The 13473-nt window shown below is 38.8% G+C and carries 12 protein-coding genes; 4 read left to right on the top strand and 8 right to left on the bottom strand.

Annotation, left to right across the window (positions count from 1 at the left end; genetic code table 11):
* Window positions 1-4 precede the first annotated feature (4 nt).
* The 6 genes from ACN20O_RS09685 to ACN20O_RS09660 all read right to left on the bottom strand — a co-directional run bounded on the left by ACN20O_RS09685 (window position 5) and on the right by ACN20O_RS09660 (window position 5903).
* Window positions 5-997, bottom strand: coding sequence for a phosphoglycerate dehydrogenase (locus ACN20O_RS09685; protein WP_491633755.1), 993 nt, complete (start codon window positions 995-997; stop codon window positions 5-7).
* Window positions 990-1865 (bottom strand): glucose-1-phosphate thymidylyltransferase RfbA, encoded by an 876-nt coding sequence (gene rfbA / locus ACN20O_RS09680; RefSeq protein ID WP_491633754.1) that lies wholly within the window; start codon window positions 1863-1865, stop codon window positions 990-992. Before rfbA ends, ACN20O_RS09685 begins: the two co-directional genes overlap by 8 nt.
* A 97-nt stretch (window positions 1866-1962) precedes the next feature.
* Window positions 1963-3012, bottom strand: coding sequence for a dTDP-glucose 4,6-dehydratase (gene rfbB, locus ACN20O_RS09675; RefSeq protein WP_491633753.1), 1050 nt, complete (start codon window positions 3010-3012; stop codon window positions 1963-1965).
* Window positions 3009-4202: an O-antigen ligase family protein gene (locus tag ACN20O_RS09670; RefSeq protein WP_491633752.1), complete on the bottom strand. Its 1194-nt coding sequence runs from the start codon at window positions 4200-4202 to the stop codon at window positions 3009-3011. The genes rfbB and ACN20O_RS09670 overlap by 4 nt, the downstream gene beginning before the upstream one ends.
* A gap of 109 nt (window positions 4203-4311) precedes the next feature.
* The gene (locus tag ACN20O_RS09665; RefSeq protein ID WP_491633751.1) at window positions 4312-5019 is read right to left on the bottom strand and encodes a peptide arginase family protein; all 708 of its coding nucleotides are present in this window, start codon (window positions 5017-5019) and stop codon (window positions 4312-4314) included.
* Window positions 5016-5903, bottom strand: coding sequence for an aldose 1-epimerase family protein (locus tag ACN20O_RS09660; protein ID WP_491633750.1), 888 nt, complete (start codon window positions 5901-5903; stop codon window positions 5016-5018). Before ACN20O_RS09660 ends, ACN20O_RS09665 begins: the two co-directional genes overlap by 4 nt.
* 150 nt (window positions 5904-6053) lie before the next feature.
* On the opposite strand from ACN20O_RS09660, the gene ACN20O_RS09655 reads away from it, so the two are divergent.
* From ACN20O_RS09655 to ACN20O_RS09640, 4 genes are read left to right on the top strand one after another with little or no spacing between them, the layout of a single operon-like run.
* Window positions 6054-7388, top strand: coding sequence for an ATP-binding protein (locus tag ACN20O_RS09655; RefSeq protein WP_491633749.1), 1335 nt, complete (start codon window positions 6054-6056; stop codon window positions 7386-7388).
* A 35-nt stretch (window positions 7389-7423) separates the two neighbouring features.
* On the top strand, window positions 7424-8371 hold the full coding sequence (locus tag ACN20O_RS09650; RefSeq protein WP_102242102.1) for a methylenetetrahydrofolate reductase: 948 nt from the start codon (window positions 7424-7426) through the stop codon (window positions 8369-8371).
* Window positions 8372-8374: 3 nt separating this feature from the next.
* Window positions 8375-12058, top strand: a complete 3684-nt coding sequence (gene metH, locus ACN20O_RS09645; protein ID WP_491633748.1) for a methionine synthase — start codon at window positions 8375-8377, stop codon at window positions 12056-12058.
* The gene (locus ACN20O_RS09640) at window positions 12045-12512 is read left to right on the top strand and encodes a hypothetical protein (protein WP_491633747.1); all 468 of its coding nucleotides are present in this window, start codon (window positions 12045-12047) and stop codon (window positions 12510-12512) included. Before metH ends, ACN20O_RS09640 begins: the two co-directional genes overlap by 14 nt.
* A 96-nt stretch (window positions 12513-12608) precedes the next feature.
* Here ACN20O_RS09640 and ACN20O_RS09635 read toward each other — a convergent pair whose 3' ends face one another.
* Window positions 12609-12821 carry a hypothetical protein gene (locus ACN20O_RS09635; protein ID WP_158649518.1) on the bottom strand — a complete coding sequence of 71 codons (213 nt, stop codon included), beginning with the start codon at window positions 12819-12821 and terminating at the stop codon, window positions 12609-12611.
* A 127-nt stretch (window positions 12822-12948) separates the two neighbouring features.
* Entirely contained in the window at window positions 12949-13470 is a 522-nt protein-coding gene (locus ACN20O_RS09630) for a hypothetical protein (protein ID WP_491633746.1), read from the bottom strand.
* Window positions 13471-13473: the final 3 nt, after the last annotated feature.

The raw sequence follows: 13473 nt of genomic DNA, 5'->3' as shown, positions 1-13473 counted from the left end.
ATTTTTAATTCCGAATTAATTCAATTTCTTTATCTAGGTCCACTGGAGAAATTAATTTTTCCCCTTTAAAAAATCTAATCACATCTTCTGCTGCTTCTTTTTCCATTCTTCTACGGGCCTCAAACGAACAAGATCCCATATGCTGAGTTAGTAGAACTTGTGTATAATTATTAAGTTCACCTTTATATGGTTCTTTACTAAATACATCGAGTCCTGCTGCCATAATTTTTTTATTATCAAGAAATTCAATCAAGTCTGGTTCATTGATAATTCCACCTCTTGCAGTATTAATAATCACAACTCCATCTTTCATTTTTTGAAATATTTCTCTATTGATCAAATTGTTTGTTAACGGAGTTTTTGGTGTATGCACAGAAATTGTGTCAGATGTTGCTATCAACTCTTCTAAGCTTACTTGAGAAATATTTACACCAAGTGTTTTAAAGCTTTCTATCATTACTGATTTATTCAAAACATCACACACTAATATTTTTCCAGGTTTAAAAGGCGCAAGCAATTCCGTAAGTCGTTTTCCAATTCTTCCAAAACCAATCAGACCGATTGTTTGTTCCTTGATGGCCTTTCCTTCAAATCTCTCCCACCCTCCATTTCTAATGGAATGGTCAGCAGTGATAAACTTACGATTTAAGCTAATGATCATTCCCAATGCCATTTCTGCGACAGCATCTGTTACTGCATCAGGCGTGTAACAAACCTTGATGCCTTTATCTTTACAAATCTGAAGTGGAACAGAGTCAAGACCGATTCCAATTCTGGCAATCAGTTTTAGAGATTTACTTTTTTCAATAAGAACAGACAAGTCTTCGGTTCCTGCTATAATTGCCGTCGCGTCTCCAGCAAAATCGTAAAGTTCCTGCCCTGTGAGTTTTTTCCCTAATGGGTTCATTGAATATTCAAATCCACTCGATTTTAAAATTTCCAGAGGCTCACTTGAAGCTCTTGAAAATGGATATGTTGAAACAAAAACCTTATTCATGTTTTTGACCTATTAAGTTATACAAATAAGCACCGTAATCGTTTTTCTTTAATTGCTTTGCGATGAACTCTACTTTTTCTTTTGAGATCCAGCCTTTGTTAAAAGCAATTTCTTCCAGACAGGCAATCTTTAAGCCTTGGCGTTTTTCAATAATAGCAATGAAGTTTGAAGCTTCTAGAAGACTATCATGAGTTCCTGTATCTAGCCAGGCCATTCCTCTTCCCATGATTTCTAAATTCAATTCACCACTTTTTAGATATTCGTTATTAACTGCTGTGATTTCCAGCTCGCCTCTATCAGAAGGTTTTACTTTTTTGGCAATCTCAACAACCCTATTGTCATAAAAATATAATCCAGTTACAGCATAATTTGATTTTGGGTTCTTTGGTTTCTCCTCAATGCTAGTCACTTTTTTATTTTCATCAAATCCAGCAACACCGTATCTCTCAGGATCTTTTACATAATACCCAAATACAGTAGCTCCATTTTTCAAGGCAGCACTTCGCTCTAACATTGATACAAAACCCACTCCATAAAAAATATTATCGCCCAAGATCAAACATACATTATCGTTTCCGATAAAATCTTCACCTAAAATGAAGGCTTGTGCCAACCCTTCCGGTCTTGGTTGTACTTTATAAGAAATTTTTATACCAAGATCTGATCCGTCTTTTAGTAATTCTTTGTATAGATCTAGATGTTCAGGCGATGAAATAATTAAAATATCCTTAATTCCAGACAACATCAGAGTTGATAAAGGATAGTAAATCATCGGTTTATCATAAATAGGTAACAACTGCTTTGAAATTGCCAATGTCGCTGGATATAGCCTTGTTCCACTTCCCCCAGCTAAAATTATACCTTTCATTCCATTTTCCTTATTCTCGTTTTGATCAGTACATTTAAATTTAAAAAACCTTAAAATTAAAACTCATTTTTACAGATTCAAACCTAGAGCAAAAATACTATAATCCTCTTCTCTCTCTATATGATCCATCTTTGACATGAGATATCCATTCCTGATTACTTAAAAACCAATCAATTGTTTTTTCCAATCCTGTTTCAAAAGTTTCACTTGGAAACCATCCTAAGTCTTTATTGATCTTACTAGCATCGATTGCATATCTATGATCATGACCTGGACGATCCTTTACAAAAGTAATTAAATCACTATAACTTTTTAGACCAATTTTGTTTGGCATCTTAGTGTCCAGAACTGAGCAAATCGCTCTTACTACATCAATATTTTTTTTCTCATTAAATCCGCCAATATTATAAGTTTCTCCAACCACTCCTCGTGTAGCAACTTCGTAAAGTGCCTTGGCATGATCATCCACATACAGCCAGTCTCTTATCTGACACCCGTCTCCATACACTGGTAGCTTTTTACCTTCAAGTGCATTAAGAATAATTAAAGGAATTAGCTTTTCTGGAAAATGGTACGGTCCGTAATTATTGGAACAATTTGTTATTACCACGGGTAATCCAAACGTTCTATACCAAGCCTTCACAAGGTGATCACTTGATGCCTTGGAAGCCGAATATGGACTACTTGGATTGTATGAAGTTGATTCGGTAAAAAGATCATTAGTACCATGAAGATCACCATAAACCTCATCTGTAGAAACATGGTGAAATAGGAACTCGTTTCTAAACTCTTCTTTTAATGTTGAAAAATATTCTCTAGAGACTTCTAACAAGTTATAAGTTCCAAAAATATTGGTTTGAATAAATTCTTTAGGCCCATCAATAGATCTATCTACATGACTCTCAGCTGCCAGATGAATTACTTTTTTAGGTTTATATTTTACAAAAATTTCCCTAATGGCTGCTTCATCACATATATTAGCCTTTTCAAAAAAATATCTGTCACTTCCTTCGACTTCTCTTAAATTTTCTAAATTTCCAGAATAAGTTAGGACATCTACATTAACGACAGATTCATTTGTATGTTTAAGTAAAAATCTAATGAGTGCTGAGCCAATAAACCCTGCCCCACCTGTTACTAGGATCATTCTTTACTCCGTTCAAATGCAGTTGAAATCGACCAAACTGCCATAATAAAAAACAAATTAATCCCAAGACTAATTGTTGATTGGGTTAATCCCCCCACAACAAAAACAATTATGAATGGTAAGCAAATTTTGGCGACCAAGTCATCCCTTGTAAATACTTCATAAAACCAAAAAATAAGCCAAGAAATATATGCTAAAAATCCAAGAGCACCTACTCCCCCTAGCACTTCTAAAAAATTGTTATGAGCATGACTCACAAAGTCAACAGAACCTAAATTATACTTTTTTTTGATTTCACCAGAATGCGGTTCGAAATTCAAATAACCGTAGCCTAAAATTGGTCGTTCTTTAAACGCATAAAAAGCTGCTTTCCATTGTCCAACACGTTCCATTTCTGACTTGGGTCTAACAACTTTTTCTCCAGCAACGTAAAATGCGGCTCCTCCTAGCATCAAGAGCACGCACATTACACCTAGGAATAGTTTTTTATGATCTTTAAAAAAATAAAAAGGTAATCCCATTAACAATGCTAACCATGCGCCTCTGGTATATGAAAAATAAATCCCTACAAAATTTATTATCAAAACGCAGATTAAAAATTTAGTATTTATATATTTTTTTGTTTCATTTTTATAAATTACTAAACCTGAAATAATAATTAAAAAATACGACATGTTATGCGCATAATTCATTATCATTCCAAACAATCCACTGTTTCTAAACTGAAGTACTTTCTTAATCAACAAAGGATTAAATCCTGTCAATAATCCAATTAAACCAGAAAGAGTTGCTAAAGAAGTTGCAATACAAAAACAATACAACAACCAAGAAACTTTATTTTCATTAGTTCTTAAATACTTCTTAAAAAGCCAAGCCATCGGCGCAACTGAGGTCAAGGCAATAATAAAGTATTTTGACTTTTGAATTGTTTTATACCCTTTTATTGAGATATCTTGATTCACAAGAATAGACAGAATAATTAAAACTATAAAAATAAGAAGAGACCAAGAACTCTTCGAAAAATTCTTGTAATCTCCTTTGAGGAGAAAAAATAAAGCCGGAAGCGCTATGAGAATATGCGACAATGATAAAAGTGTCGTCGAAGTCAAAAGTCCTAATGCTAGAATCATTAATGATCCAAAAGTCATTTGGCTTAGAATTCCTTCCACTTTAGAGTTAATTTTTTCCATTCGGGAATTCTAAAAAACTCTCTAATATATGTCTAATTTTATTGCGATGACTTTGGAATTATTTAACTGAATATTCGTAGCAAAAATAACGACAAATGTTTTTAATAATTCAATATCCTTTTAAGTCCAACAGCGTTAGTTGAGTACTTCTACTTAGCTGGGACATTATCCTCTCCGCCTTCCCCCACCCCCCACAACACTCAGGACTTAATGAAATCGTCAAACACTCAACCATCCCACTCTCCATCCCCAATTCAATCGCAGCCGCCAAACTCCCCAAATACTCATCACTAAAAAGCTGCACCTTCTCCGGCGCCGCCGAATAAAAATAATCCAAATCCAAGTTCACAATCCAAGGAAGCTCATTAACATAGGCTGCCCCCGAAAAAACCCCATTCACATACTTCACCAAATCATAGGGCTTAACTTCTAGCGAAAGCTCCTTAGAAGACCCCAAATGATGAGTTGCCGAAACGGTCATTCCCACTTGTTCCGGATATTTTTTTAAAAGGACTTCAATATAATTATCCCACCTAAAAAGCGGCATATTGATATCGTCCTGCCAAGCAGTGCGATAGTCTTCTAGACTCATAGACCAAAGATCATGATTAAAATGCGGTAGTGCCGACTCACTTAAATCCGGGTGCGCATCAATGTGAAGCAGATTATATCTCTGTCCTTTTTTCATCTTTTGAAACCAGCACCAAAGGGCAAGTCTATGGTTATCCATGACATACACTTTGCCTTCGTTCCAAAGGACATTGTCCTCAGAAGAAGCTGAAGCTCCTCGCTTAACCAATGGAATAAGAAAACTCATTTCTTCTTCCTTAAAGGATCTGTCTCTTCCAGGTAGGCCATCTCAATAGAGTAAGAAAAACCAAAAATTTCCCCAGCGCCAAGTGTAATAAGGCCATTTTTAGATTCAAAATTCTTATCGCTATCAATCGAGTCACTAACACCGTACCAAGGTTCGATACAGACGAATGGCACATCACCTTTCCCCCAAATGCCTAAAAAAGGCGTGTGAGAATGGACACGGATAATTTCATTTCGTTTCTTATCTATTAGCTCAACATATTTTGATTTCATTTTTTTAAAGATCAATGCATCGTCTGCAAATAAGCTTTTTTCCAATTCCATGTTTTGAGCATTCAATTGAAAAGGTCTCGTCCAATTCACCAGGCCATTATCGACTCGAAAATACTCTTTTTCTTCTTTTTCAAAGCGGATTTCATAGTTTGTTAATACGTTCGTTTCAAAAGCAGGATGCGCCCCAATAGAAAAATAAATATCCTGGCGGTCATCGTTTTTAACAAAATAAGAAATAATGACTTTTGAACCTTCGACTTTATAGCGAACGCGCAATTCAAAACAGAAGGGGTACTGATTAAATGTTTCTTGCGTGGCCACCAGAAGAAATTCAATTTCCGAAGCTCCGCATTCAGTGCACTTAAACTCGTAATCTCTGGCAAAACCATGCTGAGACATTTTAAAGGTCTTACCTTGAAGATGATACTCGTCATCCTTAAGTTTGCCGACAATGGGAAATAAGACAGGAGCCGAACGCTTCCAGGTTCTTTCATCACCAAGCCATAAAAGCTCGCGATGCCAATCTCTGGAGAAAAGACGCTTCATTTCTGCGCCAAGACTCGTCACTTGGACGATTAAAGAATTACTTTCGATTTGATACCAATCACTCATACTTAATTTAAGTATAAAACCATCTCAATTTTTCGTCTATTTATCCTCATTAAGATTAAAATACCCCTACAAAATTTCCCATTTTTTGTATTTTTTGATACTATAATTTTATCAAGAATAGACTTTTTTGATAAAAAGAGAGATAAATATATGAAAAGACGTATCTCATTAGACCTTTTAAAATGGAAAAACTCCCCTTCTCGTAAGCCTTTAATATTACAAGGAGCCCGTCAGGTTGGTAAATCATATATCGTGCGCGATTTTGGACTGACAAACTTCCAGCAATTCATTCGAATTGATTTCCTTTCTCAAAAAGAGGCTCATTTAATATTTGCTGATAAAAGTTCACTTGTGCCAAAAAGAATCCTTCGCGACATAAGTTTTCTTTCAAAAACCGAGCTTGATCCAAAAAACACTCTGCTCTTTTTTGATGAGATTCAAGAGTGTGCCGGTGCACTTACTTCTTTAAAATTTTTTCAGGAAGAAATGCCAGAGCTAGCAATCATTGCGGCTGGAAGTTATTTAGGAATCATGAGCAATGAAGATTCATTTCCTGTAGGAAAAGTTGATTTTCAAAATATGAATCCGATGACGTATCAAGAATTTCTAGAGGCAAGTGATCCAAAACTTTTTGAAGAATACGAAAATATTCAGATTGCAGATCATTCTACTATCAGTGCCCTCATTCACAAAGAACTCCTGGAATCATGGAAGCGCTATCAAACGATAGGTGGTATGCCTGAAGTTATTAAAAATTATATTGAATATAAAAAATCTCACAGCGAACTCAAGTCTATTTTGCGTGCGAGAGAGATACAAAATCAGCTTCTCACCGGTTACAAAGCGGATTTTTCCAAACACTCGGGAACCGTAAATTCTGCACATATATTAAGCGTCTTTGAAGCAGTTAGTTCCCAATTGGCAAAGGCACATAATGAAAGTACTCAGAAATTTAAATTTACCGGAGTTATTCCCAATCAAAAAGGGTTCGAAAGAGTTCGAGGTCCTCTAACATGGTTGGAGAAAGCTCGATTAGTCATCAAAGTCATGATTAACAATAAGGCCGAGCATCCCTTAAAAGGCCAAATAGAAGACAATCGCTTTAAACTTTATTTCATGGACGTGGGTCTTCTCAATGCTGCCCTGGAAATTCCAATTGAAGCCACCCTCGCTAATGAATTGGGAAGTTATAAAGGGTATATGGCCGAAAACTTCGTGGCGCAGGAGCTTTTTGCTAAAAATAAAGGAACCCTATACTCATGGATGGAATCTAGGGCCGAATTGGAATTTTTATGGATTCAAGGAAAGGATATTATTCCCATAGAAGTCAAATCTGCAGAAAGAAGCTCTCGGGCAAAAAGCCTGGATTCATACATAGACAGGTATAAGCCAAACCTTGCTCTAAAACTCACAGCAGGAAATAGGGGTTATGACCCAAACAGAAAAATGCTTACGATGCCAATCTATCTTGCAGGGAAAATTTAGCAGTGAAATAACAACTCTTGTGTTACACTAGTGCTATGAAAGTCACTGAACACTTAGAGCGCGCAAAAAACCCATTGTTTAGTTATGAAATCGTTCCTCCACCGAGAGGAAGATCGGTTCAAGATATCATCGATATCGTTGAAGCATTAAAACCAGTTCATCCTGCATGGATCGATGTAACGGCTCATTCCTCTTCTGCTTATTACAATGAAAAAGAAGACGGAACGATTGAAAGAAAGATTTACAAGAAGCGCCCTGGGACAATCGGCATTTGCGGGATCATTCAAAACCGTTTTCAGATTGACACTGTCGTTCATCTTCTTTGCCTGGGATTTTCAAAGGAAGAGACAGAAGATGCTCTTCTTGAACTAAATTTCTTGGGTATTCATAACATCCTCGCTCTTCGCGGCGATGGACCAAACTATAAAAAAGAAATTTCTAAAAGCCGAAGTGCTAACTATTACGCTTCTGATTTGGTCGAGCAAGTCAAGGCCCTTAATAGTGGTAAGTTCCTAGACGAAATCGAAGGTGGTTCAAAGTTCGATTTTTGTGTCGGTGTCGCTGGCTATCCGGAAAAACACTTCGAAGCTCCAAACCTAAAACTCGATTTAATCAACCTAAAAAGAAAAGTTGATGCTGGTGCTGACTACGTTGTGACTCAGATGTTCTTTGATAACAAACACTACTTTGAGTTTGTTAAAGAGGCCCGTGCCGCTGGCATTACTGTGCCCATCATCCCGGGAATTAAAGTTCTAAAGAACACGACTCAACTGGTGAGCATCCCGAAGAACTTCTACATTGATTTACCTGATGAACTGGTAGAAGCTGTCACCAAAGACCAGAAGAACGTCACCCACATCGGAAAAGAATGGGCCACAAAACAAGTTCAAGGTCTTTTAGAGGGAGGCGCCCCGTGCGTTCACTTCTACATTATGAATGACACTAACACTGTTGTAGATATCGTTAAAAAATTCCAAAAGTAAGTTATGAAAAAACACCCTACGCTGATTGAACTTGAGAAGACCCTGCAAGAGAGAATTCTATTTCTCGATGGCGCTATGGGGACCATGATCCAAACTTACAAATTAAAAGAAGAAGACTTTAGAAAAGGTCACTTCGAAGACCACGCTGGTGACTTAAAAGGAAACAACGATCTTTTAAGCTTAACTCGCCCAGATGTCATTTACGCCATTCACATGAAATACCTGGAAGGTGGGGCCGATATTATCGAAACCAATACTTTCTCAGGAACAAAGATCGCACAGAAAGATTACGATCTTGAATATATCGTCTACAAGCTTAACTATGAATCGGCCAAGCTGGCCAAAAAAGCTTGCGACGATTTCATGGCCAAAAATCCCGGAAAGAAATGTTACGTGGCTGGTGCTCTAGGGCCAACCAACAGAACACTCTCTCTTTCTCCGGATGTTAACAATCCGGCCTTCCGTGCTGTCACTTTTGATGAGTTAGTCCAAGACTACTACGAACAAGCAAAAGCATTAATTGAAGGTGGAGCAGACATTCTTCTGCCGGAAACAACTTTCGATACACTCAACTTAAAAGCGGCGATCTTTGCCATTGAAAAATACCAGGAAGAGATCCAGACGAAACTTCCTCTCATGTTATCGGTAACAATCACTGACGCCAGCGGAAGGACTCTTTCGGGACAAACGGTAGAAGCTTTCTGGAACTCAGTTCGTCACGCGAGACCTCTTTCAGTGGGACTCAATTGTGCTCTTGGTGCTAAAGAAATGCGCCCTTACCTGGAAGAGCTTTCAAACATTGCTGACTGCTTTGTGAGCTGTTACCCAAATGCCGGTCTTCCTAACCCACTTTCTCCTACTGGTTACGACGAGACTCCTCTGATGACAGCGAAGTTCGTTGGTGAATTCGTCGATAGTGGATTCATCAATATCCTTGGTGGATGTTGTGGAACAACTCCAGATCACATCGCTGCCATTGTTAATAAATGTCAGGCGAAAAAACCAAGAAAAAGAGCAGAAATCAAAAAAGCCACTAGGCTTTCTGGGTTAGAACCATTTACAATTGAACTTACACACAACAATCCCTTTTATATGGTCGGTGAACGCACAAACGTCACCGGCTCCCCTTTATTCGCCAAACTTATCAAAGCAGGAAATTTCGACGAAGGTCTTTCAGTGGCCCGCCAGCAGGTGGAAAACGGCGCGAACATTATCGATATCAACTTTGATGAAGGCCTCCTTGATTCAAAAGCATGCATGACTCACTTTTTGAATCTTGTGGCCAGCGAACCGGACATTGCCCGCGTTCCAATCATGATCGACTCTTCAAAATGGGAAGTTCTTGAAGCAGGATTAAAATGCCTTCAAGGAAAAGCGATCGTTAACTCGATTTCACTTAAAGAAGGTGAAGTTAAGTTTTTAGAGCAAGCTCGCCTTATCCAACGCTATGGTGCTGCTGTTGTTATCATGGCCTTCGATGAAAAAGGCCAGGCTGCAACAAAAGAAGAAAAAATCAGCATCTGTAAACGCGCCTATGATTTACTTGTCACTAAACTGGATTTCGATCCGTGCGATATTATCTTCGACGCCAACATCTTAACGGTGGCCACTGGAATTGAAGAGCACAACTCTTACGGGGTGAATTTCATTGAAGCCGTAAGAGAAATTAAAAAAGTTTGCCCAGGTGCTTTAACCAGCGGTGGGGTTTCTAACCTGTCTTTCTCTTTTAGAGGAAACAATATCGTCCGCGAGGCCATCCACTCTGTCTTCTTATTTCACGCTATCAAAGCTGGATTAGACATGGGGATTGTCAACGCCGGAATGCTGGCCGTGTACGACGAAATCGAACCGGAACTCAAAGCAAAATGTGAAGCGGTTGTATTAAACCTTCACCCACATGCCACAGAAGAACTTCTGGAGCTGGCAGAAAAACTAAAAAATCAAAAATCTGATAAAACTGAAACCAAAGTAGATGAATGGCGCAACTTTCCTTTAGAAGAGCGCATTTCTTATTCGATGGTCAAAGGCCTAGACCAATACATTGAAGAAGACACAGAAGAGGCGCGCAAAAAACTTGGGCGTCCACTGAATGTTATCGAAGGTCCTTTAATGGACGGTATGAAAGTTGTCGGTGAACTTTTTGGGGCGGGGAAAATGTTCCTTCCTCAAGTTGTTAAATCGGCGCGCGTTATGAAAAAAGCCGTGGCCTATCTTGAACCATTCATGGAGCAAGAAAAGCTCGAAAATAAAAATGTACGCGAACAAGGTGTCTTTGTTATCGCGACAGTTAAAGGCGACGTTCACGATATCGGAAAAAACATTGTCGGTGTTGTTCTAGCGTGTAACGGTTATAAAGTTATCGATTTAGGAGTTATGGTTTCTGCTCAAAAAATTCTCGATGTAGCAATTGAGAATAAAGCTGATATCATCGGTCTTTCAGGGTTAATCACTCCATCTCTTGATGAAATGATCCATGTGGCAAAAGAAATGGAACGCCAGGGATTTAAAACGCCACTACTTATTGGGGGAGCGACAACCTCGAAGGCCCACACGGCTATTAAGATCTCTCCACACTATAACTCTCCCATCGCTCACGTTGGTGATGCTTCACTAGTTATTGAAGTGTGTACTAATCTCCTGTCCCCAGAGCGCCGTGGTGAATATGTTAAAAACCTAAACGAAAGCTTCCAAAAAATCAGAGAGAGACATGCCAACCAGTCTCAAGATAATGAACTGATCTCTTTAGAAGAAGCGCGCGCCCATTCATTTAAAACAAACTGGGAACAAGTTGAGATTGCAAAACCTTCTCGCGTTGGTGTCTTCACTCTGGATATTGCACTGGAAGAAGTTGTCCCTTATATCGACTGGTCTCCGTTTTTCTGGACATGGGAATTAAAAGGGACTTACCCAAAAATCCTGGGTCATGCGACTTATGGACAAGAGGCTCAAAAACTTTTCCATGATGCTCAAGTTCTGCTCAACAAAATCGTAAAAGAAAAAATCTTCTCACCAAAAGTAGCGATCGGTATTTTCCCGGCCTATTCACAAGGTGATGATGTGATTGTGAATAACAACACAACCCTTCACTTTCTGCGCCAGCAGAAAGAAAAAATCGGCGACGATGGAGTCTACTACTGCCTGTCTGATTTTATCGCACCAGAAGGCCACAACGACTATTTTGGCGGTTTTGTGGTGACTGCAGGTCATGAAGTTGAGGCCTTTGCTAAAACCTTCCAGGAGAAGCAAGACGACTACTCATCAATTATGGTCAAGGCCATTGGCGATCGCTTAGCTGAGGCACTGGCAGAGCTCGCGCACAAAAAAGTCCGCGACATCTTCGGCTACGGGTTAAATGAAAATTTATCCAACGAAGACTTGATCAAAGAAAAGTACCGTGGAGTCCGACCGGCACCTGGTTACCCGGCCTGTCCGGATCACACGGAAAAAGAAATCTTATGGAAGCTTTTAAACGCCAACGAACTTACTGGTGTTACCTTAACTGAAAACTTTGCGATGAACCCGCCAAGTTCTGTTTCTGGTTTTTACTTCAATCACCCGGAAGCCCGCTACTTCAACGTAGGAAGCATTGGTGAAGATCAGAGTGAAGACTACGCAAAAAGAAAAAATGAATCTCGCACTTATGTCGAGAAGTGGCTTGCGCCCAATTTAGGATATGAACCAAAATAATCCGCCGAAAAAAATATTCAGGACTTTGGAAGACGTTATCACTGAAAAAGGTGAAGACTGGCGAAAGACACTCGATCACGCCCGCCAAACTGTTCCAGAAAAATTTCTCTCAGACAGAAACCTGATTCGCCTGACTAAAGGAGCAGCAACCATTCCTCAGACGGAACTCATGGTGAAGCTTTTATACCAAGACAGCAAAGAGCGTCCGGTAGGTGTCCCTGGAATTGATCTTTTTTTCAAAGTGGTCGACCACTCTAATTACTCTCTGGGTGCATGGCTCGTGGCCATTACTTTTTTCAATGACTGGCTTACAGAACAAAACCGCACAACCTCATTTCAAAAAATGCTCGGCTATCTTCAATGCTGTGAAGAATCCCCTGAGAACAAAGACATCGATCATAGGTTTTTGGACTTAGTAGAAGAAATGCTGAAAACGCATGGATACTTAGGATAGCTTTTAAAAAAAATTTGCTTCGGTAGAAATAAAAAAGGCCCCTTTCGGAGCCTTTTTTATATTAGTAAAACACTCTTACGAGTGGTTAATAACTAATTAGTGAGCTGGAGCAGCTTCTGCAGCTGGAGCAGCTTCTGCAGCTGGAGCAGCTTCTGCAGTTGGAGCAGCTTCTGTAGCTGGAGCTTCAGTAGCTGGAGCAGCTTCAGTAGTAGCAGCTGGTGCAGTTTCAGTAGTAGTTGCTTCTTCTTTTTTTGAGCAACCGAAAGATACAGCAGATACAACAAGAGCAAGAACTAATAATTTTTTCATCTCAAATCTCCTAAGTTTCGTTTAGATGATGACGTGTTACCGTGCACAATAATGATTACTAAATTTATATTACTTTTGCTGTATCGAAGTCAACTGTCTTTCTTAAAAAAGTTAAAAATATTTTAACCTAAACTGCCTGCAAAACTCCCTCAATTAAATCCGAGTAGTGAGACAATCCCCAAATCACCACACGCTGTTCACAGGTTTTTTCCCTCTGAGGATGGTATTTTCTCGCCTCTTTTATTCCACTGAAAAAACCTTCCAGAGTTGCCATGTGAGATTTTAGAATTAACTCTTCCTCTCTGGTCAACCAGACCTTTTGGATTTTAAGTTGCGGCCCATTTTGGGAAACTTGGTGAGTTTCTTTTTTAAAATACTGATTCACCAAAGAAGAGAAGATTTCTCGGGCCTCTTCTTTGACGTTTTCTTTTTTGTTCACTTCACTTAACCATTCGAAACAATGGTCTTTATCGATGGAATAGATCCCACTTCGATAGCGAACCATATTCCTCATGAGCAAATTGGGCAGGATATTTAACAACAACCCATGACTTAAATTCGTATCAATTTCAATCTCTTGGATGTTCTTTTCTTTCTTAGAAAGCGATTCAATCACCATTCTTTCAATCATCAAAAGTCCGTCGTTCATTGT

It is taken from the genome of Bacteriovorax sp. As-1 (genome assembly GCF_058446905.1).
Note: the sequence above shows the minus strand (reverse complement) of the source record. Positions and strands in the feature narration are given on the sequence as shown.